26 protein-coding genes are annotated in these 26,577 nt (G+C 57.9%); 10 read left to right on the forward strand and 16 right to left on the reverse strand.

The window, feature by feature from the left end:
• The first annotated feature begins 45 nt into the window (after nucleotides 1-45).
• The 3 genes from ACP15U_RS01100 (at nucleotide 46) to ACP15U_RS01110 (ending at nucleotide 3,549) form a co-directional block, all read left to right on the forward strand.
• A complete protein-coding gene (locus ACP15U_RS01100) occupies nucleotides 46-825 on the forward strand; it encodes a succinate dehydrogenase iron-sulfur subunit (protein ID WP_425043273.1) in 780 nt (259 codons plus the stop codon).
• 547 nt (nucleotides 826-1,372) lie between these two features.
• Complete coding sequence (locus tag ACP15U_RS01105; protein WP_425043274.1) at nucleotides 1,373-2,623, forward strand: DEAD/DEAH box helicase; 1,251 nt, start codon at nucleotides 1,373-1,375, stop codon at nucleotides 2,621-2,623.
• Between the two features lie 62 nt (nucleotides 2,624-2,685).
• A complete protein-coding gene (locus ACP15U_RS01110; protein WP_425043275.1) occupies nucleotides 2,686-3,549 on the forward strand; it encodes an urea carboxylase-associated family protein in 864 nt (287 codons plus the stop codon).
• 85 nt (nucleotides 3,550-3,634) lie between these two features.
• Here the strand turns inward: ACP15U_RS01110 and deoD are convergent, their stop codons facing one another.
• The 3 genes from deoD to ACP15U_RS01125 all read right to left on the reverse strand — a co-directional run bounded on the left by deoD (nucleotide 3,635) and on the right by ACP15U_RS01125 (nucleotide 6,754).
• The gene (gene deoD / locus ACP15U_RS01115) at nucleotides 3,635-4,339 is read right to left on the reverse strand and encodes a purine-nucleoside phosphorylase (RefSeq protein WP_425043276.1); all 705 of its coding nucleotides are present in this window, start codon (nucleotides 4,337-4,339) and stop codon (nucleotides 3,635-3,637) included.
• Between the two features lie 26 nt (nucleotides 4,340-4,365).
• Entirely contained in the window at nucleotides 4,366-4,683 is a 318-nt protein-coding gene (locus ACP15U_RS01120; RefSeq protein WP_425043277.1) for an H-NS family nucleoid-associated regulatory protein, read from the reverse strand.
• Between the two features lie 91 nt (nucleotides 4,684-4,774).
• On the reverse strand, nucleotides 4,775-6,754 hold the full coding sequence (locus ACP15U_RS01125) for a methylmalonyl-CoA mutase family protein (RefSeq protein ID WP_425043278.1): 1,980 nt from the start codon (nucleotides 6,752-6,754) through the stop codon (nucleotides 4,775-4,777).
• A 148-nt stretch (nucleotides 6,755-6,902) separates the two neighbouring features.
• Here ACP15U_RS01125 and ACP15U_RS01130 point away from each other — a divergent pair, with 148 nt between their 5' ends.
• The 6 genes from ACP15U_RS01130 to ACP15U_RS01155 all read left to right on the forward strand — a co-directional run bounded on the left by ACP15U_RS01130 (nucleotide 6,903) and on the right by ACP15U_RS01155 (nucleotide 13,893).
• A complete protein-coding gene (locus ACP15U_RS01130; RefSeq protein ID WP_425043279.1) occupies nucleotides 6,903-8,330 on the forward strand; it encodes a 1-acyl-sn-glycerol-3-phosphate acyltransferase in 1,428 nt (475 codons plus the stop codon).
• A gap of 109 nt (nucleotides 8,331-8,439) precedes the next feature.
• Entirely contained in the window at nucleotides 8,440-9,726 is a 1,287-nt protein-coding gene (gene ccrA, locus ACP15U_RS01135; RefSeq protein WP_425043280.1) for a crotonyl-CoA carboxylase/reductase, read from the forward strand.
• Between the two features lie 367 nt (nucleotides 9,727-10,093).
• Entirely contained in the window at nucleotides 10,094-10,813 is a 720-nt protein-coding gene (locus ACP15U_RS01140; protein WP_425043281.1) for a helix-turn-helix transcriptional regulator, read from the forward strand.
• 104 nt (nucleotides 10,814-10,917) lie between these two features.
• The gene (locus ACP15U_RS01145) at nucleotides 10,918-11,556 is read left to right on the forward strand and encodes an acyl-homoserine-lactone synthase (protein WP_425043721.1); all 639 of its coding nucleotides are present in this window, start codon (nucleotides 10,918-10,920) and stop codon (nucleotides 11,554-11,556) included.
• A 55-nt stretch (nucleotides 11,557-11,611) separates the two neighbouring features.
• Nucleotides 11,612-13,168 (forward strand): AAA family ATPase, encoded by a 1,557-nt coding sequence (locus tag ACP15U_RS01150; RefSeq protein WP_425043282.1) that lies wholly within the window; start codon nucleotides 11,612-11,614, stop codon nucleotides 13,166-13,168.
• Nucleotides 13,165-13,893, forward strand: a complete 729-nt coding sequence (locus ACP15U_RS01155) for an SDR family oxidoreductase (RefSeq protein ID WP_425043283.1) — start codon at nucleotides 13,165-13,167, stop codon at nucleotides 13,891-13,893. The genes ACP15U_RS01150 and ACP15U_RS01155 overlap by 4 nt, the downstream gene beginning before the upstream one ends.
• Nucleotides 13,894-13,925: 32 nt before the next feature.
• Here the strand turns inward: ACP15U_RS01155 and ACP15U_RS01160 are convergent, their stop codons facing one another.
• From ACP15U_RS01160 to ACP15U_RS01215, 12 genes are all read right to left on the reverse strand, one after another.
• Nucleotides 13,926-14,690 (reverse strand): TIGR02186 family protein, encoded by a 765-nt coding sequence (locus ACP15U_RS01160; protein WP_425043284.1) that lies wholly within the window; start codon nucleotides 14,688-14,690, stop codon nucleotides 13,926-13,928.
• Nucleotides 14,690-15,613 (reverse strand): sulfite exporter TauE/SafE family protein, encoded by a 924-nt coding sequence (locus ACP15U_RS01165; protein ID WP_425043285.1) that lies wholly within the window; start codon nucleotides 15,611-15,613, stop codon nucleotides 14,690-14,692. Before ACP15U_RS01165 ends, ACP15U_RS01160 begins: the two co-directional genes overlap by 1 nt.
• Before the next feature lie 93 nt (nucleotides 15,614-15,706).
• Complete coding sequence (locus ACP15U_RS01170) at nucleotides 15,707-16,672, reverse strand: ABC transporter permease (protein ID WP_425043286.1); 966 nt, start codon at nucleotides 16,670-16,672, stop codon at nucleotides 15,707-15,709.
• On the reverse strand, nucleotides 16,672-17,766 hold the full coding sequence (locus tag ACP15U_RS01175; RefSeq protein ID WP_425043287.1) for an ABC transporter permease: 1,095 nt from the start codon (nucleotides 17,764-17,766) through the stop codon (nucleotides 16,672-16,674). The genes ACP15U_RS01170 and ACP15U_RS01175 overlap by 1 nt, the downstream gene beginning before the upstream one ends.
• Nucleotides 17,766-19,295, reverse strand: a complete 1,530-nt coding sequence (locus tag ACP15U_RS01180) for an ABC transporter ATP-binding protein (protein ID WP_425043288.1) — start codon at nucleotides 19,293-19,295, stop codon at nucleotides 17,766-17,768. Before ACP15U_RS01180 ends, ACP15U_RS01175 begins: the two co-directional genes overlap by 1 nt.
• Nucleotides 19,296-19,415: 120 nt before the next feature.
• Nucleotides 19,416-20,414, reverse strand: coding sequence for a BMP family lipoprotein (locus tag ACP15U_RS01185; RefSeq protein ID WP_425043289.1), 999 nt, complete (start codon nucleotides 20,412-20,414; stop codon nucleotides 19,416-19,418).
• A gap of 181 nt (nucleotides 20,415-20,595) precedes the next feature.
• Nucleotides 20,596-21,024: a GNAT family N-acetyltransferase gene (locus ACP15U_RS01190; RefSeq protein ID WP_425043290.1), complete on the reverse strand. Its 429-nt coding sequence runs from the start codon at nucleotides 21,022-21,024 to the stop codon at nucleotides 20,596-20,598.
• Nucleotides 21,021-21,611, reverse strand: a complete 591-nt coding sequence (gene tsaB, locus ACP15U_RS01195) for a tRNA (adenosine(37)-N6)-threonylcarbamoyltransferase complex dimerization subunit type 1 TsaB (protein WP_425043291.1) — start codon at nucleotides 21,609-21,611, stop codon at nucleotides 21,021-21,023. Before tsaB ends, ACP15U_RS01190 begins: the two co-directional genes overlap by 4 nt.
• Before the next feature lie 15 nt (nucleotides 21,612-21,626).
• On the reverse strand, nucleotides 21,627-22,190 hold the full coding sequence (locus ACP15U_RS01200; RefSeq protein ID WP_425043292.1) for a NifU family protein: 564 nt from the start codon (nucleotides 22,188-22,190) through the stop codon (nucleotides 21,627-21,629).
• A gap of 103 nt (nucleotides 22,191-22,293) precedes the next feature.
• Entirely contained in the window at nucleotides 22,294-22,749 is a 456-nt protein-coding gene (locus ACP15U_RS01205) for a universal stress protein (RefSeq protein WP_425043293.1), read from the reverse strand.
• Between the two features lie 73 nt (nucleotides 22,750-22,822).
• Nucleotides 22,823-23,686: a branched-chain amino acid aminotransferase gene (locus tag ACP15U_RS01210; protein ID WP_425043294.1), complete on the reverse strand. Its 864-nt coding sequence runs from the start codon at nucleotides 23,684-23,686 to the stop codon at nucleotides 22,823-22,825.
• Nucleotides 23,687-23,810: 124 nt separating this feature from the next.
• The gene (locus ACP15U_RS01215) at nucleotides 23,811-24,269 is read right to left on the reverse strand and encodes an Lrp/AsnC family transcriptional regulator (protein ID WP_425043295.1); all 459 of its coding nucleotides are present in this window, start codon (nucleotides 24,267-24,269) and stop codon (nucleotides 23,811-23,813) included.
• A gap of 132 nt (nucleotides 24,270-24,401) precedes the next feature.
• Here ACP15U_RS01215 and ACP15U_RS01220 point away from each other — a divergent pair, with 132 nt between their 5' ends.
• Nucleotides 24,402-25,451 (forward strand): Glu/Leu/Phe/Val family dehydrogenase, encoded by a 1,050-nt coding sequence (locus ACP15U_RS01220; protein WP_425043296.1) that lies wholly within the window; start codon nucleotides 24,402-24,404, stop codon nucleotides 25,449-25,451.
• A gap of 95 nt (nucleotides 25,452-25,546) precedes the next feature.
• Here ACP15U_RS01220 and trpS read toward each other — a convergent pair whose 3' ends face one another.
• Nucleotides 25,547-26,569 carry a tryptophan--tRNA ligase gene (trpS, locus tag ACP15U_RS01225; RefSeq protein ID WP_425043297.1) on the reverse strand — a complete coding sequence of 341 codons (1,023 nt, stop codon included), beginning with the start codon at nucleotides 26,567-26,569 and terminating at the stop codon, nucleotides 25,547-25,549.
• Nucleotides 26,570-26,577: the final 8 nt, after the last annotated feature.

The following is a 26,577-nucleotide window of genomic DNA, read 5'->3' on the forward strand; positions in this document are numbered from 1 at the left end:
ATGGTCTCTGCGCTCAGAGGCCCAAATCCCTGAGGAGGCTTACCCATGGTCGAACTGACCCTGCCTAAAAACTCCAAGATCACCACGGGCAAGACATGGCCCAAGCCGGAAGGCGCAAGGAACGTGCGCAAGTTCCAGATTTATCGCTGGAACCCGGATGACGGCCAGAACCCGCGTGTGGACACGTATTTTGTGGACATGGATGATTGCGGTCCGATGATTTTGGATGCGCTGATCAAGATCAAGAACGAGATCGACCCGACATTGACATTCCGCCGTTCTTGTCGCGAAGGGATCTGTGGCTCTTGCGCGATGAACATTGACGGTATCAACACGCTGGCCTGCATCTACGGAATGGATGAGATCAAGGGCGATGTGAAGATCTATCCGCTTCCGCACATGCCCGTGGTCAAGGACCTGATCCCGGACCTGACGCATTTCTATGCGCAACATGCATCGATCATGCCTTGGCTCGAAACCAAGACCAATCGCCCCGCCAAGGAGTGGCGGCAGTCGATCGAGGACCGCAGGAAACTGGACGGTCTCTATGAGTGTGTGATGTGTGCCTCTTGCTCGACCTCTTGCCCCAGCTATTGGTGGAACGGTGATCGCTATCTTGGGCCGGCAGCCCTGCTGCATGCTTATCGCTGGATCATCGACTCACGGGACGAGGCAACCGGCGAGCGGCTGGACGAGCTTGAAGATCCTTTCAAGCTCTACCGCTGCCACACGATTATGAACTGTTCCAAGACCTGTCCAAAGGGGTTGAACCCCGCCAAGGCAATCGCCGAAATCAAGAAGATGATGCTCGAACGAACCGTCTGAGCGAGCGCCCTGATTTCTTGGAAGGCCACGGATCCCAAGCTGTAGGGTTCGTGGCCTTTCCCATTCTTTCCGGCGATATCAGGCCGGTTACTTGCAAAATTGCCAAGGATCAAACTCGGCCCATGCCTGTCCTGTTGCTCGTACTTGCACTCGGTGTGTTCGCCTATCTGTTCTGGCGGTCGCGCACCAGCAGGCTGACCCGCGATTGCCGATGGCGACAGAACCGGGCTGCGGGCACTTGGTCTTGTGCCTTTTGCGGTGCAACCCGGAAGGGCAGCGAAACACCGCGCAACTGTCTGCGCAAAAAACGGTTGCCAGACAGCGATTCCGATTGACTTTCGTTGCCGAAGGGTCCAATTGCGCCGGATTGGCGCGAGATGGGTCCTCTTTGGCTTGATTGGTTGAGTACCAGCCAGACCCCTCCGACGCGCACTTAGATGCAGATCCGGCTTAATGTCCGGGATGTCGGGGCGGCAGCCCATACTGGAATTCGCTCAATCAGAGCCACCAAACGTGCCCGCCGCAAACGGGCCGAAAAGGAAACGATTTGACTACATTCTCCGAACTCGGCTTGTCCGAGCGTCTTGTACTGCGCCTTACTGAAATGGGGATCGTTGATCCAACCCCGATTCAATTGCGGGCCATTCCGCTTGCACTTCAGGGCCGGGATATCCTTGGCCTGGCGCAAACCGGCACTGGCAAGACGGCGGCCTTCGGTTTGCCGCTTGCACAGATCATGCTGGCCGAGCGCGGAAAACCTGCCCCGAAATCCGTGCGCGGGCTTGTGCTGGCTCCGACCCGGGAACTGGCCAAGCAGATTCATGAAAACCTTCGCGCCTATCTGGGCAAGAGTCACCTCAAAACCGGGATCGTGGTTGGCGGTCAATCCCTTTCGGCGCAAGCGAACCGTCTGGCGCGCGGCACGGATATCCTCGTGGCCACTCCGGGCCGTTTAATCGATCTGCTGGATCGTGGTGCCGTCACTCTGGAGGCGACCGGATTCCTTGTTCTGGACGAGGCAGATCAGATGCTGGATCTGGGCTTCATTCATGCCCTGCGAAAGATTTCAGACCTGCTGCCCGAGAATCGTCAGACCATGCTGTTCTCTGCAACCATGTCGAAACAGATGAACGAGGTGGCGCAGAAATATCTGACTGGCCCCATCCGGGTGGAGGTTTCGCCTCCGGGCAAGGCCGCGGACAAGATCACCCAATCCGTGCATTTCATCGCCAAGGCGGAAAAAACTTCGCTCTTGAAAGAGTTGCTGGACGAGCACCGCGAAGAACTCGCTCTGGTGTTTTCACGCACCAAGCACGGTGCGGAACGTCTGCGGAAATCACTGGAGGCAGCGGGGTTTGCGGCGGAATCCATCCACGGCAACAAGTCGCAAGGCCAACGCGACAGGGCCCTCAAATCGTTCCGGGACGGCAAAGCCCGTATTCTCGTGGCAACTGATGTCGCTGCGCGTGGCATCGACATTCCTGATGTTCGCCATGTCTACAACTACGACCTTCCGAACGTGCCGGACAACTACGTGCATCGGATCGGCCGCACCGCGCGGGCTGGTGCCGACGGTCGGGCCGTTGCATTCTGCGCGCCGGACGAGGCCAGCGAATTGCGGGCGATCCAGAAAGTGATGAAAATGGATATCCCCGTTGCCAGCGGCCGGCCATGGGAAGGTGTTACGCCACCTTCAAACCAGCGAAACAATCGGGGCAATCGTGGCGGCGCCGGCGCTCCGGGTAACAAGCATCGACGTCCTCAGCGTCGCGGTCGCGGTAAACCCCGCGCGGCCTGAGGCTTTACACGTTCGAGCCCGTTGAAGAAGGTGATGGCAGAGAATCCTAAAGGAGTCTGCCCTTGCCTGTCCCACCACCTGATGCCGATGCCCGCCGTGCAGTCGCCCCTGTCGTCTGCTACCCGCCCGAGACACTGCCCACGCCGGATCTGGCGCTTTACTCGTCTGCACGGGAAACGGCCCGAAAAACCGGCCAAGTCATCGTGCCACCGAGGGAGGCACGGTGTTTCGAAGTGCCCGCAGGCAGCTTTTTTCGTATCTCTTCGATCGACGGGCCGCAGGTCGGCGATCTCAACCTTTGGAATCTGAACGACCTGAACGAGCGGTTTTATTCGGGTAAAACCCGTGCGCTGCATGGCACGCATGTGACGACGGGTGAGCGGCTCTGGTCCAGTTTCCCCTTTTTGCGCCCGATGACGACAATCGTGGCGGACTCGTTGGGCTGGTATGGTATCGACGAGTATGGCGGATCGGTCCACGACGTCATCGGCACGCGTTGCGACCCATATACCGGAAACCTGTTGTCGGGAACTCAATATCACCATTGCTGTCATTCGAACCTGACACGCGCTCTGGCAGATCACACGGGGCTTGATCTGATGGTCGCGGAAAGAATGGTTCATGATGTGCTGAACGTGTTCATGTGCACTGGGTTTACACGCGAGACCGGGCAGTACTTCATGAAAGCTTCCCCTGTCCGACCGGGAGATTATCTTGAATTCTTTGCCGAAATTCCACTGTTGGGCAATCTGAGCGCCTGTCCGGGAGGTGATTGTTCGTCAGAGCATTCCTCTGACACAGCGGCCTGCTATCCCCTTCTGGTCGAAGTTTTTACACCTGCCGATGGGGCCTTGGAGGGATGGAAACCGCCTGCCCAAAACGCATATGACCGATCGCATGGGGTAACAACCGCGGGTCGATTATAGGATCGGACGACAGGGCGGCGACAGCTCAGTTTTTGGGGAAGGCGGGTCACGACGGCGCGCCCTTTGGCGCGCAGCCGACGTTGACTTAGCTAAAGGCAGACTCGAGCGCGATTTCAACCATGTCTCCAAAGCTGGTTTCCCTTTCGGAGCTGGGCAGGGCATCGCCAGTCAGAAGGTGATCCGATACGGTCAGGACAGCCAGTGCGCGGCATTTGTGGCGGGCAGCAAGAATATAGAGCTCAGCGGCTTCCATCTCGACGCCCAGAATGCCGTGGCGAACCATCTGTTCGTTCAGGTCGGGACGCTCATCATAGAAGACATCCGAAGAATAAATGCCGCCGACATGCGTTTTCGCATCTTTGCTCGATGCCGCCTTCACTGCGGCATTCAGCAATGACCAATCCGCGGATGGCGCAAAGTTCAGCTCGCGGAAGATACCTCGCGACGGAGTGCTGAGCGTGCTGGCCGTCATTGCGATAACGATATCTCGAACCGCTACACTCTCCTGCATCGCTCCGCACGACCCGATCCGGATCAGTGTTTTTGCGCCATAGTCCCGGATCAGTTCGTTCACGTAGATCGACAGCGATGGCATCCCCATCCCGCTGCCCTGAATAGTAACCCTATTCCTTTTCCACGTGCCTGTAAAACCGAGCATCCCCCTGACATTGTTCACCTGTTGAACATCGGTCAGGAAATTCTCGGCAGCCCATTTCGCGCGATAGGGATCACCTGGCAGAAGAACGGTTTCCGCAATTTCGCCGGCTTTGGCGCCAATATGAATTGTCATTTAGAACCTTCTTATTGATGATCGTGTCAGATTTCCAATTCAGACATATCGGTTCCCTTGGCAAGTGCGTCATGCACCCATTTCGGCTTGCGACCGCGGCCGCTCCAGGTTTCGCCCGGATTGGCAGGGTTTTTGTATTTGGCTGCAGTCTTGGCACCTTTTCGTGCGGCTCCCGAAGTAACATTCAGTTCCTGAAGTGTGAATCCGTATTCGGCGGCCGCCTTTCGTGCAGCTTCAAGTGCCGCCGTACGCTCACGGTTTTCTGCCGCGATTATTTCTTTTTCAACGTCGGATTTCAGTTTTACGAGTTCTTTTTTCGACATGGTAGATAGATCGATGGCCATTGTGGTCCTCCCCAAAAAAATGCACGTGCCACATATAATGGCACGTGCAATGATTGGTAGTCCGGAATTCAGACGCTTTTCAGCATCTTTTTTATTCGGCGGCGATTTTTTGCGGATCAACGAGTTCGACAATATCCGTCATTATCGTATTGAGTTCAAAATCCTTAGGCGTGTACACGCGGGAAACGCCCATTTCTTTCAGACGAACCGCATCATCATCGGGAATGATGCCACCGACGATAACCGGAATGTGGCTAACCCCCGCATCTGCCATTCGCTGCATGACATCTTCGACCAGTGGCAAGTGGCTGCCGGACAGGATCGAAAGCCCAACCACATGGGCCTGATCTTCGATCGCCTTTTCCACCAGTTCCTCGGGCGTGAGGCGAATTCCGTCATAGGAGATATCCATGCCGCAATCCCGCGCCCGGAATGCAATCTGCTCGGCTCCATTGGAATGCCCATCGAGGCCCGGTTTTCCGACCAGGAATTTCATCCGGCGGCCAAGCCGGTCGCTGACGGCATCCACCGCAGCCCGGATATCATCCAGCCCCTCGGTCTTGTTCGAAACCGAACCGGATACGCCGGTGGGTCCGCGGTAGGTCCCATACACCTTGCGCATTTCCTCGGCCCATTCACCGGTGGTCACACCGGCCTTGGCCGCGGCAATGGAGGGAACCATAACGTTTGCACCGTTTCTTGCGGCTTCGCTCAGGTCAGCCAGTGCCGATTTCACAGCGGCATCGTCCCGTTCGGTGCGCCACTCCTCCAGACGTGAGATCTGTTCAATCTCGACGGCCGGATCAACAACCATGATCCCGCCATCTTCCGTTTGCAGAGGCGATGGCTCACCTTCGGTCCAGCGGTTCACGCCGACCACAACGGTTTCGTTGCGTTCGATCCGATTCAACCGCTCGGCATTGGAGTCGACCAGCCGCGATTTCATGTATTCGATCGAAGCGACCGCACCCCCCATCTGGTCGAGATTGGCCAGTTCGGCGCGTGCCCCTTGTTTCAGCTCTTCCACTTTGGCGTCCACGACCGGGTTTCCATCGAACAGGTCGCCATATTCGAGAAGATCGGTTTCGAAGGCGAGGATCTGCTGCATCCGCATTGACCACTGCTGATCCCATGGGCGGGGAAGGCCCAATGCCTCGTTCCAGGCCGGCAGTTGAACGGCGCGTGCGCGTGCTTTCTTGGACAGGGTCACCGCGAGCATCTCGATAAGAATACGGTAGACGTTGTTTTCGGGCTGCTGCTCGGTCAGGCCCAGCGAGTTGACCTGAACTCCGTAGCGGAAGCGGCGGAATTTTGGGTTTTCAACCCCATAACGCTGTTCAAGGATTTCGTCCCACAGATCGACAAATGCCCGCATTTTGCACATCTCGGTGACAAACCGGATCCCGGCATTGACGAAGAACGAGATGCGCCCGCACAGCGCCGGGAAATCTTCCGCCGGAACCCGTGGCTTGAGCTCGTCCAGAACCGCAATGGCTGTTGCCAATGCAAAGGCCAGTTCCTGTTCGGGCGTCGCGCCGGCCTCTTGCAGGTGATAGGAACACACGTTCATCGGGTTCCATTTGGGCACGTTAGTATAGCAGTACTCGGCCACATCGGCGATCATCTTCAGCGACGGCTTTGGCGGGCAAACATAGGTGCCCCGGCTCAGGTATTCCTTGATCAGGTCGTTCTGGACCGTGCCCTGAAGCTGCGAGACATCTGCACCCTGTTCTTCGGCGACTGCGATATAAAGCGCCAGCAGCCATGGTGCAGTCGCATTGATCGTCATCGACGTGTTCATCTGTTCAAGGGGTATCTGGTCGAACAACATTCGCATGTCACCCAGATGGCAGACCGGAACCCCGACCTTTCCGACTTCGCCGCGCGACAGGACGTGATCGCTGTCATACCCCGTTTGAGTGGGGAGATCGAACGCCACGCTGAGGCCCGTTTGCCCTTTGGCCAGATTGGCTCGGTAGAGCGCATTCGATGCCTTGGCGGTGGAGTGACCTGCATAGGTGCGGATCAGCCACGGCCGATCGGATTGGCGGTCTTTCTGCGTCTGCGTCATCAGCGTCTCTCGAGTCGTTGTGGGCAATAATATTTCACTTCCAGCCTCTAAATCGCAATTTTCGGAAGTTGTCAATTCGCTGCAACGCGGCGCGACACAGTTTCCGCAGCCGATTGTCGCCGGTTCTGTTCAGTGGCACTGTGCGCCAATGATGCAGATGGTGGAAATGCCGCTTTGGCTTCTGCTGCTGATCCTGGTTCTTGCCGTGGTCGCAGCTTTGGACAAGGTGATGATCCCTTCGGTTCGCTGGTATTTCCGCCGGCGGCTTGAACGGGCTGTGGCCCGCCTGAACACGCGACTGGAACGCCCGATCCAGCCGTTCAAGCTGGCCAGACGGCATGACATGATCCAGCGGCTCATCTACGATCCCGAGGTAACAGCAGCTGTGCAGGCCAGTTCGCGTGAAACTGGTGTTCCCGAAAATGTGGTCTTTCAGGAGGCAACCCGATATGCGCGCGAGATCGTGCCGTCGTTTTCTGCCTTCGCCTATTTCGGGTTCGCGATCCGTGCAGCCCGGTTTCTCAGCAACGCTGTTTATCGGGTCCGGCTTGGTCACGTGGACGAAGAGGCCCTGCGCCAGATCGACCCTGAGGCCACGGTGGTTTTTGTAATGAACCACCGCTCGAACATGGACTACGTGTTGGTGACCTACCTCGCGGCCGACCAGTCAGCCCTCTCATATGCGGTCGGAGAATGGGCGCGGGTGTGGCCTCTGAGCCGATTGATACGTGCCATGGGCGCCTACTTTATTCGCCGCAAGTCCAGAAGCGATCTCTATCGTTCGGTTCTTGCCTGCTATGTCAGGCACGCGACCGAAGCAGGTGTGACACAAGCGATCTTTCCCGAGGGCGGGTTGAGCTTGAACGGAGAGCTTGGCCGCCCGAAACTGGGGCTTCTGAAATACATTGTTGACACGCACCAGCAGTCTGAACGCGACGTGGTGTTTGTTCCGGTCGCACTCAACTACGACAGAGTGCTGGAAGATACCGTCTTGACCGCAGCGTCGGGCAAGGCCGAGCGAAGGTTCAATGCCCGCATCGGCGTGATTGCAGGATGGATGATCAAGCATGGGTGGCTGCGCATGACCGGGCGGGCGCATCGGTTTGGATACGCCGCAGTGAGCTTTGGGGCACCGATTTCTCTAAAGCAGTTTCAGGCAGAGACCACCAGAGAAGCGACCGTTGAACTTTCCCGTCACCTGATGCGCCGGATCGGAGCTTTGGTCCCTGTATTGCCGGTGCCTTTGGTCGCATTTCTGTTGCTGCGGCACGGATCAATGTCGCGCACGGCGCTGCTTCACGAGGTGGACAAGTTTCTGGAAAGGCACCCTGATGCTTACGTTCATATGCCGAGACATGATCGTGCTTATGGACTTGAGGTTGGGCTGAGGCAGTTGCTGGAACGGCGGATCGTCGTGGAAACGAACGGACATCTGGAGCCATCTGCGGAGCGCCGGAACCTGCTGGAATTCTATGCAAACTCGATCAACCATCTGGTGCAACAGCCGGATGAGGCCCGCGTTTCCCCGCAGAATTCTGCAACTGCATCAGAAATTTCTGCGATTGCAGGGTCATAAAATTACAAAATGATGCCGTGAGGCTATTGCATTATTGCGCGGCTGTTCTTATTCCATCTTTAGTCCCGCGATTCTGCATTGCGGCGCAATTCATCATAAGGAGGCCATTATGGCTTTGGACACCAACGGCGGTATCGCACCGTACGAAGCGCCTGAAAAAGACCTCTACGAGTTGGGCGAAATGCCCCCGCTGGGCTATGTGCCCAAGAAAATGTATGCATGGGCCATCCGCAGGGAACGCCACGGCGAGCCGGATAAATCGTTCGAGGTTGAAGTCGTCGACACCTGGGAGATTGATAGCCACGAGGTGTTGGTGCTCGTAATGGCTGCCGGTGTTAACTACAACGGTGTCTGGGCCGGGCTTGGCCAGCCGATTTCTCCGTTCGACGTTCACGGTCAGGACTACCACATTGCCGGGTCGGATGCTTCGGGGATCGTTTGGAAAGTCGGAGACAAGGTGAAGAACTGGAAAGTGGGCGACGAGGTCGTGATCCACTGTAACCAGGACGATGGTGACGACGAGGAGTGCAACGGCGGCGACCCGATGTTTTCTCCGACACAGCGGATCTGGGGCTATGAAACCGGCGATGGGTCTTTCGCCCAGTTCACCAAGGTTCAGGCACAGCAGTTGATGCCACGTCCCAAGCATCTGACTTGGGAAGAAGCGGCTTGTTACACGCTGACCCTTGCCACAGCCTACCGGATGTTGTTTGGCCACCACCCGCACGAGCTGCGGCCCGGTCAGAACGTGTTGGTCTGGGGGGCGTCGGGCGGTCTGGGATCCTATGCGATCCAGCTGGCCAACACTGCGGGCGCCAACGCGATCGGTGTGATTTCGGACGAAAGCAAACGCCAATTCGTTCTGGATCAGGGCGCCAAGGGCGTAATCAACCGGAAGGATTTCAAGTGCTGGGGGCAGCTGCCCACCGTGAACTCGCCGGAATACAATGAATGGCTCAAAGAGGCGCGCAAGTTCGGCAAGGCAATCTGGGACATCACAGGCAAGGGCGTCAATGTCGACATGGTGTTCGAACACCCGGGCGAGGCGACCTTCCCGGTCTCGACATTGGTGGTGAAGAAGGGCGGAATCGTTGTCATCTGTGCCGGGACCTCTGGGTTCAATACCACCTTTGACGTCCGTTACATGTGGATGCATCAAAAGCGTCTTCAGGGTTCGCATTTTGCAAACCTAAAGCAGGCTGCGAGCGCCAACCGTCTGATGTGCGAGCGGCGTCTTGATCCGTGCATGTCCGAAGTGTTCACTTGGAACGAGATCCCTGACGCGCACATGAAGATGCTTCGCAACGAACACAAGCCCGGCAACATGGCCGTTTTGGTCCAGTCGCCCAAGACCGGCCTGCGCACATTCGAAGAGGTTCTGGAAGCCGGCCAGTAAACTGGCGCCATTCCAAACGACAATTTGCACCCGCGAATCGCCCCGGCAATTCGCGGGTGTATCGTTTTCGGAGGCCAGATTCCTGTGTTGAGTAACTAGGTAAATCCCCCCTCACTATTTTTGGGGAGTGGAAACCAGTGAGTTTCTTCGAGATATTAACACATGCTATGGTTGTGTTAATCATTCGTTAACTGTTCCGGGGAGATTCTGATGACGCAAAATGACTGGATACTGGACGTGCTGGCCGATCTAAATGCATTTGCGTCATCGAATGGGCTCAACGCTCTTGCGGAACACCTTGATGACACCATGCTGATAGCCGCTGGCGAGATTGCGTCCAAACGGAAAGAGGCTCTAGTTCTGGCGAATGGGGACAACGCAAAAACTGGTACCAATACTCGATGCCTTGATCGACACCAACAAGCTTGAGGGGATGCAAGCGGTTTCCGAGGAATTGAGGGACGCATTCGGTATCGATCACATCATTTATCACTGGGTCGACAGTTCGGGCGATCAATATGGCTGCGGGACCTATCCCCTTGAATGGGCGGATCGATATGTAGAAAGAAACTACCTGAGGATCGATCCCGTCGTAGCAGGCTGTTTTCAAAAGTTTCATCCTGTCGACTGGAAGCGGCTCGACTGGTCGGGAAAGGCTGCGAAAGCCTTCCTTGCAGACGCTGCCTCGTACGGGGTTGGCAATCAGGGCTACACGATCCCGATCCGCGGACCCAATGGCCAGTTTGCACTGTTCACTGCGAACCATACCTGCAACGACGAATGTTGGGAGGAGTTCACGGAAGAAAACGGTCGGGATCTGATCCTGTTTGCCCATTACTTCAACCGGAAAGCGCTGGAGTTTGAAGCGGGTCGCCAACCGGAACTGGCACGCGCTCTGTCTCCGCGCGAGGTCGATGCGATGACCTTGCTGGCGCAGGGCCTCAACAGGGCTCAAGCCGCCAACAACCTGTCGATTTCCGAGCATACATTGCGGGTCTACATCGAAAGCGCCCGGTTCAAACTCGGCGCAATGAATACAACTCATGCGATAGCAAGGGCCATGAGTTGCGGTCTGATTGTCGTCTGATTTTGACGGGTGTTGACCTGCCGCTACCGTTCGGAGCGCTGACCGGATGTTAACCATTCCCCCTTTAGCCCTGTTGTCAGTCAGGACGACAAGGGGACATGATTATGCTGCGCTATCTCTATGCAGATCAACTCCATCACCACCCAGAACTGGCCCACGCGATGTTTCGCGATCGGGCAGACCAGTTTCAAACGCGTCTGGGTTGGGATGTTTCCGTCAACCAGAATGGTGAAGAACAGGATCAATACGATGAATTGAACCCACTCTACGTCATCTGGGAAGAGCCCAATGGCGGGCACGGCGGTTCAATGCGATTTCTGCCGACCACCGGACCGGTGATGGTCAACGACATCTTTGGCCACCTGACAGGTGGCAGCCCGATATGCAGCCCGCTGATCTGGGAGTGTACTCGGTTCTGCCTCGCCCGCGGCACTTCCTCCAATGTGGCCGCAGCTCTGATGCTTGGCGGCGGCGAGATCATGACGGGTTTCGGCATCCAGCATTTCGCCGGAGTTTTTGATGAACGAATGGTACGGATTTACAAGGCTATTGGATCATCACCTGAGATCCTCGGTTCCGAAGGCGAGGGGCGCGACAGGATCTCTGTAGGATTGTGGGAATACTCATCGCAGGCACAGGCGCGCGTCGCCAGCAGAGCTGGTGTTTCCGCCGAGCTGTCCCGCCTTTGGTTTGCCCGTGACATCGGAGGCAGCGCCCGGAACCGGTTCGCCCTGACAGGGTAAGGAAAAGTGGGTTCTTCGGCTGGCGAAGCCCGGTTCGGCCCTGTAGGGTCGCGCCATGACAGACGCCCCCGAGAACCCGCGATCAGACGTTTCCGTTGCCATCACCTTCTCGGAAGATCAGGCACAGGCTTACGACGCAGTTACTGAGATGCTGCGCCTTGCCGGAATTGACCTTGACGACAGCCTTTTACGGCCGCCTCAAAGCAAGGCCAGCAGCGTCATGGCGGTGATGGGAAAGGCGGGTTCCGGTAAGACCTTGCTGTTGGCGGAGCTTTACAAAGCACTGGAAACGGCCGGTGTCAAAGTCGTGTCCGGTGACTACGAAGGTCGTCGGAAAGCAGATCGCCGAACGCTGGCGATCCTTGCTCCAACCAACAAGGCGGCCAGTGTGCTCCGATTGCGCGGGGTTCCGGCAACGACCATCCACCGGATCCTTTACACGCCGGTATACGATCCCGAATACGAGCGCATCGCCGAATGGTTGGCCGGGGATGGTGAAAGACCTGAAATCGAAGGCCTGACGGATGAAGCGCTCGAACGCGCCCGAGGTTTCTATGATCGCAACAAATCCATCCCCGGAGCGCTGGCCGCCGCAGGCCTGCGCGGTTCCGATTTCATCACGGGTTGGAAGCGGCGGGACGAACCGCTGGATATCGGCTTCATCGATGAAGCGTCGATGCTGGATGACCGACAGTTCGAGGATCTGCAGGAGATTTTTCCAACGCTACTGCTGTTCGGAGATCCCGCCCAGCTGGCCCCGGTGAACCAATCCGGCACCATGGTGTTCGAAAAGCTGCCAGAGCCACGTAAGCTGGAATTGCATCGCGTGCACCGGCAAACCGCCGACAATCCTATTCTGGACTTGGCCCATGCGCTTGCCGACCCGCTGATTGGGTTCGAAGATTTCGAGCGCATGATAGAAGAAACCGCCCGCCGTGATGATCGCGTGCAATGGGGCCAGCGGGTCGAAGTAGATCTGATGGCACGCAGCCCGGTTCTTGTCTGGCGCAATGCGACGCGAATTCGCCTGATCAATGCGTTCCGAACTGTGCATGCCGCTCCCGAGGACGAGCTGCTTCCGGGTGAGCCGCTGATTTGCGACGGGATTGAGCTTCCGCTGAAGCACCGCAAGAAACGGCTGGATCTTGAAGCAAGGGGGCTCATCAAGGGTGCGCAGGTCGTGTATCTGGGCCCTGGTCGCAAGCCGGGGTTTTCACGTCTTCACGTGGTGGGGGCCGAAGACCCGCAGGTTTCGGCCGCTTCGATCGTGAAGATTGAAAAACCTGAGGAAGAAGAACCGTTCATTCCCTATGCCGCCCGCATGGGAGCCACATTTCTGCACGGAGCGGCAGTGACGATCCACAAGGCGCAGGGGTCTCAATGGGAGACTGTTCAAGTTTTTGCCCCAGACATTTATGCCGCTGCAAGAATGGGGCGCAGCGAGGCCGGACAACCACTTTGGAAGCGGCTGGCTTATGTGGCAATAACCCGGGCACAGGGGCGGTTGATCTGGGTTGTTCGCAATCGTTTGGCCAAGCCGCAGCAGCCCCTGGGTATTGATGACCTGCGTGCCGCCGCAGCGCCTACACTGACATTGGAGGAGCAGACATGAAGAGCATTTTGATAACCGGAGCAAGTTCCGGTATCGGACGCGCCACCGCCGAGCTGTTTTTGGACAAGGGCTGGACGGTCGGTATGTTGGCCCGTCGCGCAGAGGTGTTGGATGAGATAGCCGCTGGTCGCGAAGCCGCCATGTCCCTTCCTGCTGATATCACGGATCCCGACGCGGTTTCGCAGGCATTCGACAGCTTTGTGCGCAAGGCCGGGCGTCTTGATGTCCTGTTCAACAATGCAGGCGTTTTTGTGCCCGGTGGAACGGTTGACGAGATCGCGCTCGACGACTGGTTTCACGCGGTAAACGTCAATCTCAACGGGATGTTCATGGCGGCCCGTGCTGCGTTCGGGATCATGCGGCATCAGGACCCGCAGGGCGGCAGGATCATCAACAACGGTTCGATTGCCGCCCATGTGCCACGCCCTCATTCCGCCCCCTACGCGGCGACGAAATCGGCGATAACCGGGCTGACCCGCAGCCTGTCACTCGACGGACGACCCTATTCCATCGCCTGCGGTCAGATCGACATTGGCAATGCCCGAACACCAATGGTCGAAGACCTGAACGCAGCCAAGCAGGCCCGCGGAGAAGAGCCCGATCCCAGCATGGATGTGATGGATGCGGCGCGTTCGATCCTGCACATGGCGGATCTGCCTCTGGAGGCCAATGTCCAGTTCATGACCGTGATGGCCACGACCATGCCCTATATCGGTAGGGGATAGGGCACTAAGCCTTGCATATACCTGACTGGAAATCAGCTGTTCCTGAGAACGGTAAAGGCCGCTGATGCGCCCCAGCCAGCGGCGATAGCAATTGCCAATGACATCAATCCGTACCACATGGGTTTCTCGCGAGAGAGGCTGTAGAGCCAGCGTTCCAGTCCGACCTTGCGGACGTCAATGCTGGTTTCGTATTGCGAAATGATCTTGCCCGAGCGGGTCAGGAAGATGCGAGTGGCATAGTCGCCTTCCGTCAGGTTGGCCGGCAGTTTCAGGGCGGTTCGGAACAGCGTCTGCTGATCTAGTGCAACCTGACCTTCGAGCATCTGATAGAGATCCTCGTTGCTCCGAATACGGATAACAGCCTCGGTGAATTCCGCGGCATCTTCGACCGTAGCGGGGGCACCAACGGATCGGATGGCGCGATCAATGGAAATCTTGTGCCTGAGATCTTCGGTGCTCGACAGCACAGTGTCCAAGGGCCCGGTAGTCGCCACGGCATAGTAGCTCGGAGCGGAATCTACCTCGATCGCATCCGTGTTTACCCAGATGCCGAACCTGTTCTCCTTGCGGCGAACGATCACGGGCTCCGAAGGGCCGGCCACGGTGATCACGACCTCCAGCGGTGCTTCGGTCGGAATCGGCTGCTCGCGCTTGACCGCCCCAAAGATCAGGATCTCGGACCCGTCAAAACTGGTGGTGATATCAACCCGGTCATCGCTGAGGCCCAGAACGACCTCCTCGGCAGACAGTTGCAGAGGGACCAGCAACAACAGCAGGGACAGGATCCGATACACCATCAGTGCCCCCCCACATCGCCGAGTGTGAACAATTCGCTGGGTTGCAGCAGCAAATCCAGGGCCAGCTTGCCACAGACCACGAGGACGAGCCCGGCCAGCAGGATGCGCAACTGCTCGGCCTTCATCCTAACTCCGATCTGGGTGCCAATCTGGGCGCCAATCACGCCACCGACCAGCAGCAGAACCGCCAGCACGACATCCACCGTGTAGTTGGTCGTGGCATGAAGCATCGTGGTAAAGGCGGTCACGAAAATGATCTGGAACAGCGAAGTGCCCACCACGACCTTTGTGGGCATGCCCAGAATGTAGATCATCGCCGGGACCATGATGAACCCGCCGCCCACACCCATGATAGCCGCAAGAATACCGACGACGATACCGACGAGTACCGGAGGGATCACTGATATATAGAGCCCCGATGTCCGAAATCTCATTTTGAACGGCAGGGCATGAACCCAGCCGCGCTGTCGGCGCTTCGGTGGCGAAGTCTGCCCCTTACCGCGGCTGCGTCGCAGCGCATTCAGGCTTTCGATGAACATCAGCCCGCCAACCACGCCGAGAAAGACGACATAGCAAAGCCGCACCAGCAAATCGACCTGACCAAGGCTCTTCAAATAGTTGAAGACCACCACGCCCAGTGCGGCTCCGATCAGGCCACCGACCAGCAGTACGCAGCCCATTTTTAGGTCTACGGTTTTTCGTCGGAAATGCGCCAGAACTCCGGAGAAGGAAGAGGCGACAATCTGGTTGGCCTCGGTGGCCACTGCCACCGCAGGCGGAATGCCTATGAAAAACAACAGCGGCGTCATCAGAAATCCGCCGCCAACGCCGAACATCCCCGAAAGAATGCCTACCATTCCGCCAAGGCCAAACAAAAGAAAGGCGTTGACGGAAACTTCGGCAATCGGGAGGTAGATTTGCATAACCCTTGTTAGCCTGCGGATTTGAGTGAAATCAACAGGCTGCACCGCCGGTTAGCCAACAGGACCGACCGGCGGTGTCAAACTGGACCTATATCACCGCTCTTTCACGTAGGGTTCGCCGCCGGCGCGCGGAGGGATTGCCTTGCCAACGAAACCAGCGAGAATAACAACGGTCAGGACGTAGGGCAGGGCATCCATGACCTGTACCGGAATAACTACGCCACCGAGGTCGATGTTTTGGAACCGCAGAGCAATCGCTTGCAGTAGGCCGAAAAGCAGGCATGCTCCCATCGCCTGCCAAGGCCGCCATTTGGCGAAAATCAGCGCCGCCAGGGCAATAAACCCACGGCCAGCAGTCATGTCCTTGACGAACCCGGCTTGCAGTGCGGTTGCCAGATAGGCGCCGGCAATCCCGCAAAGGACGCCGCAGATCATAACTGCGGCATAACGCAATCCCACGACGGATACGCCCGCCGTGTCGACGGCAGCCGGGTTCTCGCCCACGGCTCGAAGCCGCAGGCCAAACCGTGTCTGAAACAGCACCCACCAAGTTGCCGGAACAGCGAGAAAGGCAATGTAGACAAGGATCGAATGTCCGGACAGCAGCTCGGAGTAGATCGGTCCCAGAAATGGAATTCCGCTCAGCGCATCGGCAAATGGCAACGTGATCGGCTCGAACCGTCCACCGCCCATCAGAGAAGGCGTTCGCCCGCCTTGCTTGAACCAATCCTGCGCAATCAGAACCGTCATGCCTGCGGCTAGGAAATTGATCGCAACACCCGAGATCAGCTGATTGCCCCGGAACGTGATCGAGGCCAAGCCGTGCAGCGCCGCTAGCACAAGCGACGACGCCACACCTGCCAGAAGCCCCAGCCAGACCGAACCGGTGACAGCCGCAACCGCCGCCGAGAAAAAGGCCGCCATCAGCATCTTGCCCTCAAGCCCGATATCGAAAATGCCAGCCCGTTCCGAATAAAGACCGGCAAGACAGGCGAGCAGAAGTGGTGTGGCAAGGCGAACGGTGCTGTCGAGCACCTGGATGATTGTCAGAAAGTCCATCACGCCTTCCCCTTCCGCATGGCAAGGAACAGCTTTTCAAGGGGGATCCGCACCATGTTGTCCAGTGCGCCCGTGAACAGAATGACCAGAGCCTGGATCACCACGATCAATTCGCGCGGGATCGACGTCCACAGGGCCAGCTCTGCGCCGCCCTGATAGAGGAAGCCGAACAGTATTGCGGCCAGAAACACACCGAACGGATGTGACCGGCCCATAAGCGCCACCGCGATTCCGATGAAACCCGCGCCTTCGGTCGAATTAAGTACCAGTCGTTCCGCTTCGCCCATGACGTTGTTGATCGCCATAAGGCCAGCCAAGGCGCCTGAGATCAACATGGCGATGATGGTGATCCTGATGGGGGAAATGCCGGCATAAAGAGCACCTGTTTCCGAATGGCCATAAGCCCGGATCTCGTAACCCAACCGTGTGCGCCAGATCAGAGCCCAGACCACCACGCAGGCGAGAATGGCAACAAAGAATGAAATGTTTGCCGGGGCACCCCGAAACAGCACATTCTCGGCGGTCGAGAACATCGATTGGAAGGTAGGCAGATGAACGGCCTCGGGGAACCGGGCAGTGGCCGGGTCCATCGACCCCTCGGGTCGCATCACGTTGACCAGCATATAGTTCAGGACGGCCGCAGCGATGAAATTGAACATGATCGTAGTGATCACGATGTGGCTGCCGCGCTTGGCCTGCAAATAGGCCGGTATAGCTGCCCAGGCTGCGCCGAACAGCATCGACCCTGCACAGGCTGCCAGTAAGGCAATGGACCAGTGTGGCCAAGGTATGTAAAGGCACACCATGGCAACGCCGAGACCACCCAGCATGGCCTGGCCTTCGCCTCCGATGTTGAACATGCGGGCGTGAAAGGCCACGGCAACCGCGAGGCCTGTAAACATGAAGTTGGTGGCGTAGTAGAGCGTATAGCCCCAGCCGTAGGTGGACCCGAGCGCCCCGGTCACCATCAATTTGACGGCCTCGACCGGGTTTTCACCAATGCCCAGGATTACCAGTGCAGACAAGATAGCCGCGAGGATCAGGCTGATTAGCGGGATCAGGATCACGTCTGCCCATTTCGGCATCTTTTCCATCAGGCGGCCTCCCCGTTGACGCCAGCCATCAGAAGACCAAGCTCTTTTTCGTCGGTGTCCTGCGGCATCCGTTCACCCATGATATGCCCGTCAAACATCACCGCGATCCGGTCAGCGAGGCCGAATATTTCCTCCAGCTCCACAGAGACAAGCAAGACGGCCTTGCCCTGATCACGCAGGGCGACAATCTGCTTGTGAATGAATTCGATCGCGCCGATATCGACACCGCGCGTCGGCTGCCCGACAAGCAGTAGGTCCGGGTTGCGCTCGATCTCGCGGGCAACAACGATCTTCTGCTGGTTGCCTCCCGAAAAGTTCTTGGCAGACAGCCAGCCGTCCGCGGGTCGGACGTCGAACTTTTCGATCTTGGCGTCGGTATCCGCACGCAAGGCCGCATTGTTCATAAAGATCCCGGATTGATATGCCGGGTCTCGATGATATCCGAAAGCGACATTCTCCCAGGCATGGAAATCCATGATCAGGCCTTCGCGCTGACGATCTTCGGGAACATGCGCAATCCGTTGCGCACGCCGGGCCTGACCGTCCGAACCCGGTCCGCTCAACGCCATTGGCTCGCCGTTCAAACGTATGGTTCCACTTCCGGAACGCATTCCCCCCAGAACTTCGAGCAGTTCCGACTGACCGTTTCCGGCGACACCGGCAATCCCGAGGATTTCCCCGGCGCGCACGGACAGGTCGATACCCTTGACCCGTTCGACACCCTTGTCGTCCACCACCCGCAGGTTCTCGATCTCCAGAACCGGTTTGCCCGGCTGGGCAGGTGTCTTGTCCACCCGCAGCAACACTTTGCGACCAACCATCAGTTCGGCAAGATGTTCGGGGTTGGTTTCTGACGTTTTCACGGTCGCTGTCATCTCGCCCCGTCGCATGACCGAAACGGTATCGGTCGCTTCCATGATCTCGCGCAGTTTGTGGGTGATCAGGATGATCGTTTTGCCTTCGTCCTTGAGGCGGTGAAGGATGCGAAACAGCTGGTCGGCTTCGGCGGGGGTAAGAACGCCGGTCGGTTCGTCCAGAATGAGAATGTCGGCCTGACGGTACAGCGCCTTCAGGATTTCGACACGCTGCTGCATGCCCACGCCGAGTTCTTCGATCACCGCGTCGGGATCAACGTTGAGGCCGTACTCGCGTTCCAGTTCGACAAGCGTTTTGCGGGCCTTGGTGAGGGAAGGGCGCAACAGGCCGCCGTCCTCGGCCCCCAGAATAATATTCTCCAGCACGGTGAAATTTTCTACCAGCTTGAAATGCTGAAACACCATGCCAATTCCAGCGGCAATGGCCGCCTGGCTGTCGGGGATCTCGGTCTTCTTGCCGTGGATCCAGATTTCACCTTTGTCGGCTTTGTAAAAGCCGTAAAGAATGCTCATCAGCGTGGATTTTCCCGCGCCGTTTTCACCAATGATACCGTGGATCGTGCCGGGGGCGACGCTGATCGAGATATCCTTGTTCGCCTGAACAGGTCCAAAGGCCTTGGAGATGCCTTTGAGTTCGATTGCGGGGGCGGTCATGTCTTTTCCTCGATGGCCGAAGAGGGCGATCGTCCACCGCTTGGCATCCTCCTGCGAAGATTACCTGTTTGGGGGAACGAGCGAAGAAGTGCGGGCCGGCTGAACCGGCCCGCGATCAAATCAGAAGTTCACAGCCGGGCAGCTGTCATTGTCGTAGTAGCTGACAACGTTGATCTTGCCGTCGATGATGTCCTGACGGGCGCCGTCAACAGCGGCCTTCATGTCGTCTGAGATCAACGCGGCATTGTTGTCATCCAGCGCATAGCCAACACCCTCTTCGGCGAGACCCATGTTGAAGACGCCGGTTTCAAGATTTTCGCCGGCCTTCATCGCGTCATAGACGGCCACGTCTACGCGTTTCAGCATCGAAGTCAGCACCTTGCCCGGGTGCAGGTGGTTCTGGTTGCTGTCCACGCCGATCGACAGGATTCCCTCGTCGGCTGCGGTCTGCAGCACGCCCACACCGGTGCCACCTGCAGCAGCATAGATCACGTCGGCGCCCTGGCTGATCTGCGCCTTGGTCAGCTCCGATCCTTTGACCGGGTCGTTCCATGCCGCCGGGGTGGTGCCAGTCATGTTGGCAACAATATTCACATCCGGGTTCACCGCCTTGGCACCTTGCGCATAGCCGCAGCCAAAGTGGCGGATCAGCGGGATGTCCATACCGCCCACAAAGCCGACTGTCCCGGACTTGGAGGCCATCGCGGCCAGCATGCCGACAAGATACGAGCCCTCATGCTCGGCAAAGCCGATCTGGCGAATGTTGGGGATATCCAGCCATGTCACGTCGACCGCCACGAACTTGGTGTCCGGATAGTCGGCAGCAACCGCGCTCAGAGGATCGGCCATCGCGAAACCCATGGTGATGACGGGGTTGGCTCCGGCTTCTGCAAAGCGGCGCAAAGCTTGCTCGCGCTGGGCTTCGGACTGCAGTTCGATCTCACGGTAGGATCCGCCGGTCTCGTCTGCCCAACGCTGCGCGCCGTTATGTGCCGCTTCGTTGAACGACTTGTCGAACTTTCCGCCCAGATCGAAGATCAGTGCCGGCTCAGCCAATGCGGCTCCAGCACTCAGCGCCATGGCGGCCGCAGCCCCCATCAGGGTTTTCATCAGGGTCATATTGGTACTCCCGTTGTTTATGTTCTTGTCCGGGGCGGGCATACGTTGGCTGCCCCGATCCAGCGAGTTGAATTGCTGTGATAAAGGCAATTAAGGCCGGTTGCAGCTTGCAGGGTCAACCGCTTTTTTGGCAGGGCCGCCAAGAATTTTGACCAGATGGTCCAATTATTCGGCCCTGCCGTTAGGGCAATTGCCGCTCCATCAGGATCGCATCAATCTGTTTTCCGCCCGACCGGCGGTAATACCCTTGCCGTCTACCACAGGCCGCGAACCCGCAGGCTTCATAAAGAGCGGCAGCCGGTAAGTTGTCTTCGGCCACGTCAAGAAATGCCCGGGTTACGCCCCGGCGGGCAACGCTTTCCAGCCAGTCGGACATGCATCTTTGAGCCAGTCCCTGCTTTTGGAAATCGGGATGGGTCGCGATGGTTAGCAGCTCGGCTTCGTCAGAGATTACCTGAACCAGCGCGAAACACCGCGCGTCGCCGAAAAAATGTGTGAACCTGTTTGTGAGCAGATCCTCGATTTCTGCCGACGACCACCCTCGTGATTGGGTGAATGCCGCCTTGTGTGTTTCGGCAAGCAGATCGGGTGAGACCGGGATGTCGCTCATTCGTCCAGTAGCACGGGCGGCACATCCCGCGACGGGGCCGCATCGGCAGATTTCACATAAAGCGGCGCCGGTGCCGGCTCCGGAACGCTCCAGCGTTGGGCCGCTGCAAGGGCAATGGCTTCGGCCTGTTTTTCGGGAGGGACGTCGATATGCAGCGGTGCGATCCGTTCTGCTTCCGTCTGCGGTAGTATTTCAGGCGCGTGGTCCGCGCGATGGAGATATACCTGATCGCGGGGCGCCGGAACTGCCGGCAGGTGACCTTCCGGCGCCGAAGCCTGGCGGGCGTCAAAGCCCGAAACGCCGACCGCCGGAACGCCGAGTCCCAGCGCCAGTCCGCGTGCTGCCGAAACCGAAATCCGGATTCCCGTGAAATTGCCCGGGCCAATCCCGACACCGATCGCATCCAGATTGCGCCACGTGACGCCATGATCGTCAAGGATTTCCTGAAGGAATGGCATCAGACGTTCTGCCTGACCCCTGCCCATCTCCTCGGATCGGCTTTCAAGAATCTTTGTGCCGCGTAATAGGGCGGCCGCGCAATGCGCGGCCGACGTGTCAAAGCCCAATATGAGCGGTTCAGATGCCATCGATTGGAACGTCGGTCAGACTGCGACCGGCCGAACCTCTGTCACTTCGGGGATGTAGTGCCGGAGCAGGTTCTCGATACCCATCTTCAGCGTCAGTGTCGAAGACGGGCAGCCGGCGCATGCCCCTTGCATATGCAGGTAGACAACGCCGCGATCGAAGCCGTGGAAGGTAATGTCGCCGCCATCCTGAGCAACCGCCGGCCGCACACGGCTGTCCAGCAATTCTTTGATCTGGTCGACGATTTCACCGTCTTCCCCGGAATGCTCGGCATGGCCCGAGGCCGCCGATCCATCGCCTTCCACTACCGGTTGGCCGGATTGGTAATGTTCCATGACCGCACCGAGAATTGCCGGCTTGATATGATCCCATTCCACGTTCTCGGCCTTTGTCACGGTAACAAAGTCATTTCCGAAGAAAACGCCGGTCACCCCAGATACGCCAAAAATCCGGCGCGCCAGCGGGGAGGGTGCGGCTGCGTCGGCATTTGGGAAGTCCGCAGTTCCTGCTTCCAGAACCGTTTGTCCGGGCAGGAATTTAAGGGTTGCGGGGTTCGGCGTGGATTCGGTCTGGATGAACATGGCGGTCTCCGTAACAGATGACTTGGATATGCGGGCCTTGCCGCTCCAAGTCAAGGATTGGAATGATTCTAAGTAGTGGGTTCCGGACGTTTTGCTGTCGTTTTCAGGTAATCGCTTCGAGCTTTTCCTTGCTCAGGTCACCCGGCACCACCGTGATCGGAATTGGAAGCGATCCCGAAGACCGGCTGAGTTGTGAAACAAGAGGGCCCGGTCCTTTCTTGTCCGTTCCCGCACCCAACACCAGCACACCAATCTCAGGGTCGGCCTTGATCTGTGCGATGATCTCCGGGACGGCGTCGCCTTCGCGGATAACCAATTCCGGGTCCACCCCCTGCTTGTCCCGCATCCATTTTGCGAAAACCTCGAAATGCGCATGGATGCGTTCACGGGACTCTTCCCGCATGACCTCTCCGACCCCAATCCAGTGGTTAAATTCATCCGGCGGGATGATGGAAAGAATGGCGACGCCACCTCCGGTATGGGCGGCGCGCATCGCCGCGAACCGCATCGCGTTCAGACATTCCCGGCTGTCGTCGAGAACGACAAGAAACTTGCGCATGGTCAGCTCCCTTCCGCGCGATCATGCCCCAAGGCCCGTTGTGAGGCAACTCTGACGGTCGGACCTGCCGATCTCACGTCGCGCTGGTTGCCCAGTCCCAATAAAGTTCGCGTACCTTTCGAGTCACCGGACCCACCTGGTAACTGGTGTCGTCCAACGCTGTGACGGGCGTGACCTTGTTCATGTTACCTGACATGAAGACCTCGTCGGCATCGTGGAAATCGTCAAATCCCAGAACTGCTTCATGAACGGTCACACCATCAGCTTGCAGGTTTGCGATGTGTCGTGCACGGGTAATACCCGACAAAAAGGTTCCATTGGCGATCGGGGTAAAAACCTCGCCATCTTTGACCAAAAAGATGTTGGCCGTGGCGGTCTCGGCCACATTGCCCATGACATCCGCTACAAGGGCGTTCGAGAATCCCTTGGCACGGGCCTCGCGCAGCATCCTTGCATTATTGGGATATAGACACCCCGCTTTGGCGTTGACGATGGCGTCCTCGAGAACGGGGCGACGAAAACGGGTGGTTGTCAGCGTGACCGAGGCGGTTGGTGGCGCCATGGGGATCTCTTCCAGACAAAGCGCAAAGCCCGTGCTGTCTGTGGACGGAACAATTGCTGTTACGTCGCCGTCGATGCCCCAATACATGGGGCGGATATAGATGGCCTGACCCGGCGAGAATGCCTTGAGCCCTTCGAGCGCAATCTCGACCATGTCCTCGGTTGATACCGTCGGGCTAAGCATCATCGCCTCGGCCGAGCGGTTGGTTCGGGCACAGTGGGCTTCTAGGTCCGGGATGACGCCATCAAAGAATCGTGCCCCGTCGAATACCCCCGACCCCAGCCAAGCGCCGTGGTCGGCGGCGCGGATTACGGCGACATCGCCATCATGCCACGTGCCATTGAAATAGGTACGAATATTGGTTCCGGTCGCCATGTCTCTCCCCCTGACTTGCCCCCAGATGCGGCCGGAAAAACACAAGCGGCCCGGCCCTGACTCGGAGCGGATGGTAGGGGGCGTTGGGTCAGGGGTCCAGACCTTTTCAGGCCCAAACCCAAGGCTAACGCCGGACGGGCAGGGTTTCGCGCTTGACCATCGTTCGCAGTGCAAAGTTGGAACGCAGGTTGCGTATGCCCGATATTTGCATCAGCCGATTTTCTAGAAAAGCGTCAAAAGCAGCAAGATCGGCAGCGACTACGCGCAGCAAAATATCCCGTGACCCGGTCATCAGGTAACATTCCATCACTTCGTCGCAGTTGCGGATCTCCTTTTCGAACGCATTGATTGCAGCGCGGTCCTGTTTGTCGAGCTCGACCGAAACAAAAATCGAAACACTCAGACCGAGCTTTTCCATGTCGACCTGTGCAGAGTAACCGGTGATTACACCGTCATTTTGCAGGCGTTCGAGCCGACGAGCGCATGGGGTGGGCGAAAGCCCAACCGCATCCGCCAGATCCGTTACCGTCATTCGCCCGTCACGTTGCAGAGTGCGTACGATTTTGTAATCGATCCCGTCCACTTGGGGAAATTACCTATTTTGTTCACGATCTATAGTGAAATACCCTAAGAAATTTTCGATCATAAGGCAATCTTGGTGACATTCCCTCTTTGAATCGTGGGAAGACAGATAGACCATGTTAGGAGGACCGAGATGAAGATCACAGCCGTTGATGCCCCCGAACACGCGCAGGTTGTGCGTGTTGCAGACGCTCCCAGTGGTCTGCTTGGCTTCATCGCGGTTCATTCAACCCAGCTTGGTCCTGCAGCTGGCGGGGTGCGGATGCGGCGCTATGACAATGAAACCGCGGCGCTGGATGACGCGCTGCGCCTTTCGCGCGGCATGACCTACAAGAACGCGGCGGCCGGGCTCCCTCTGGGCGGCGGCAAGGCCGTCATCATTGCCGATCCTGCCAAAGACAAGTCGCCCGAATTGCTGCGGGCCTTCGGGCGCGCCGTTGACAGCCTGAACGGGCAATACTGGACTGCCGAGGACATGGGCATGACCCCGGGCGACATGGCCGAGATCGGAACCGAAACCCGCTATGTGGCAGGTTTGGCAAATGGCGCGTTCGCAAGCGGCGATCCGTCACCGATTACAGCCCGTGGAATTTTCAATGCGATCGTGACGACAGCGCGCCACCGGTTCGGTTGGAAGGACCTTAGGAAGGCAACCGTGTCTGTGCAGGGGCTCGGCCATGTCGGCTACCACCTGTGCAGCCTGTTGACGGCTGCAGGAGCAAAGCTGATCGTCACCGATATCGACCCTGAACATGTCGCTCGAATAGCCCGCGAGTTTTCTGCTCGGGCCTTTGGCCCGGACGAGATTTTTGCGGTCGAGGCGGACATTTTTGCACCCTGTGCAATCGGGGCAATTCTGAACGAAACGACAATACCAATGCTCAAGACAGGTGTGGTCGTCGGAGGTGCCAACAATCAGCTCGCAACGGATCAAGATGGCCAGCGCTTGCACGACCGGGGCATCCTCTTCGCGCCGGATTTTGTTGCCAATGGAGGGGGCATCATCAATGTCGCGACAGAGATTCTGCAAATCAGCAACGGCGAAGCTTGGGTGGCATCTCGGTTGGAGGCTCTGGATCAGACCATGGACCGCATCCTGTCGCGAGCCAGTGCAATGAATGTCAGCCCCAATCAGGTGGCCGAAGATATCGTGAGAGAAATCCTGCATCCCAAAGCCGCCTGAGAAGCGGTGCCCCAAAAAGACTAAGCCGCCCTCAAGGGCGGCTCATTTTTTTTGGGGGTATATCTTGGTTGGCAATTGGCATTGCCCTTTGGCAGTCAACCTGCGCCCACCATCCCAACGATTTCATAAGCCCGCCGCAAAATCGGTGCAGCAATGCCGCGGGCGCGTTCGGCGCCGCGTGCCAAGATCCGGTCAATCTCGGATTGGTCGTTCATCAGCCGAGCCATTTCGGTGGATATCGGCGAAAGCTTTTCTACGGCCAGTTCCGCCAGCATCGGTTTGAATTCCCCGAATTGCTTTCCGCCGACATCCGCCAGCACATTCTCGACCGAGCTGTCGCTGAGTGCCGCATAGATGTTGACCAGATTCCGCGCCTCGGGCCGGTCATCCAGCCCCTTGGCTTCGGAGGGCAGTGCATCCGGGTCAGTTTTGGCCTTGCGGATCTTCTTGGCGATGGCGTCTGCATCGTCGGTCATGTTGATCCGGCTCATATCCGAGGGATCGGATTTTGACATTTTCTTGGATCCGTCCCGAAGGCTCATCACCCGCGTGGCGGCCCCTTCTATCACCGGCTCGGTTTCCGGGAAGAAGTTGACCCCGAAATCGTGGTTGAACTTGATTGCAATATCCCGCGTCAGCTCCAGATGCTGCTTCTGGTCCTCACCCACCGGAACATGCGTGGCGTGGTAAATCAGAATGTCGGCAGCCATCAGCGCGGGGTAGGCAAACAGGCCCAGTGATGCATTCTGCTGGTTCTTACCCGCCTTGTCCTTCCACTGGGTCATCCGCTGCATCCATCCCATCCGGGCGACGCAGTTGAAGATCCATGCCAGTTGAGCATGTTCAGGCACCTGGCTTTGGTTGAACAGGATAGACTGTTCTGGGTCGATCCCGGCCGCGATGAACCCGGCGCAAAGTTCGCGGGTGTTGCGGGTCAGGTCCGCAGGGTCCTGCCAGACTGTAATGGCATGCAGGTCGACCATGCAGAAAATGGTTTCGAAATCCGATCCCTGCATATCCACAAAGCGCTTCATTGCGCCTAGATAATTGCCCAGAGTCAGTCCGCCGGACGGCTGAATGCCGGAAAACACCCGCGGGGTGAAACGTGTTTCGGTCATGGAGGGCA

It is taken from the genome of Primorskyibacter sp. S87, from assembly GCF_049801055.1.
Classification (GTDB): domain Bacteria; phylum Pseudomonadota; class Alphaproteobacteria; order Rhodobacterales; family Rhodobacteraceae; genus JBNAGF01.

Bases quoted from the DNA above. Each gene is read 5' to 3' on its own strand.
- ACP15U_RS01100 (WP_425043273.1), top strand. From the start codon at position 46: ATGGTCGAACTGACCCTGCCTAAAAACTCCAAGATCACCACGGGCAAG.
- deoD (WP_425043276.1), bottom strand. From the start codon at position 4,339: ATGACAATTCATATTGGCGCCAAAGCCGGCGAAATTGCGGAAACCGTT.
- ACP15U_RS01120 (WP_425043277.1), bottom strand. From the start codon at position 4,683: ATGGCCATCGATCTATCTACCATGTCGAAAAAAGAACTCGTAAAACTG.
- ACP15U_RS01125 (WP_425043278.1), bottom strand. From the start codon at position 6,754: ATGACGCAGACGCAGAAAGACCGCCAATCCGATCGGCCGTGGCTGATC.
- ACP15U_RS01130 (WP_425043279.1), top strand. From the start codon at position 6,903: ATGATGCAGATGGTGGAAATGCCGCTTTGGCTTCTGCTGCTGATCCTG.
- ccrA (WP_425043280.1), top strand. From the start codon at position 8,440: ATGGCTTTGGACACCAACGGCGGTATCGCACCGTACGAAGCGCCTGAA.
- ACP15U_RS01140 (WP_425043281.1), top strand. From the start codon at position 10,094: ATGGGGACAACGCAAAAACTGGTACCAATACTCGATGCCTTGATCGAC.
- ACP15U_RS01145 (WP_425043721.1), top strand. From the start codon at position 10,918: ATGCTGCGCTATCTCTATGCAGATCAACTCCATCACCACCCAGAACTG.
- ACP15U_RS01150 (WP_425043282.1), top strand. From the start codon at position 11,612: ATGACAGACGCCCCCGAGAACCCGCGATCAGACGTTTCCGTTGCCATC.
- ACP15U_RS01155 (WP_425043283.1), top strand. From the start codon at position 13,165: ATGAAGAGCATTTTGATAACCGGAGCAAGTTCCGGTATCGGACGCGCC.
- ACP15U_RS01160 (WP_425043284.1), bottom strand. From the start codon at position 14,690: ATGGTGTATCGGATCCTGTCCCTGCTGTTGTTGCTGGTCCCTCTGCAA.
- ACP15U_RS01165 (WP_425043285.1), bottom strand. From the start codon at position 15,613: ATGCAAATCTACCTCCCGATTGCCGAAGTTTCCGTCAACGCCTTTCTT.
- ACP15U_RS01170 (WP_425043286.1), bottom strand. From the start codon at position 16,672: ATGGACTTTCTGACAATCATCCAGGTGCTCGACAGCACCGTTCGCCTT.
- ACP15U_RS01175 (WP_425043287.1), bottom strand. From the start codon at position 17,766: ATGGAAAAGATGCCGAAATGGGCAGACGTGATCCTGATCCCGCTAATC.
- ACP15U_RS01180 (WP_425043288.1), bottom strand. From the start codon at position 19,295: ATGACCGCCCCCGCAATCGAACTCAAAGGCATCTCCAAGGCCTTTGGA.
- ACP15U_RS01185 (WP_425043289.1), bottom strand. From the start codon at position 20,414: ATGACCCTGATGAAAACCCTGATGGGGGCTGCGGCCGCCATGGCGCTG.
- ACP15U_RS01190 (WP_425043290.1), bottom strand. From the start codon at position 21,024: ATGAGCGACATCCCGGTCTCACCCGATCTGCTTGCCGAAACACACAAG.
- tsaB (WP_425043291.1), bottom strand. From the start codon at position 21,611: ATGGCATCTGAACCGCTCATATTGGGCTTTGACACGTCGGCCGCGCAT.
- ACP15U_RS01200 (WP_425043292.1), bottom strand. From the start codon at position 22,190: ATGTTCATCCAGACCGAATCCACGCCGAACCCCGCAACCCTTAAATTC.
- ACP15U_RS01205 (WP_425043293.1), bottom strand. From the start codon at position 22,749: ATGCGCAAGTTTCTTGTCGTTCTCGACGACAGCCGGGAATGTCTGAAC.
- ACP15U_RS01210 (WP_425043294.1), bottom strand. From the start codon at position 23,686: ATGGCGACCGGAACCAATATTCGTACCTATTTCAATGGCACGTGGCAT.
- ACP15U_RS01220 (WP_425043296.1), top strand. From the start codon at position 24,402: ATGAAGATCACAGCCGTTGATGCCCCCGAACACGCGCAGGTTGTGCGT.
- trpS (WP_425043297.1), bottom strand. From the start codon at position 26,569: ATGACCGAAACACGTTTCACCCCGCGGGTGTTTTCCGGCATTCAGCCG.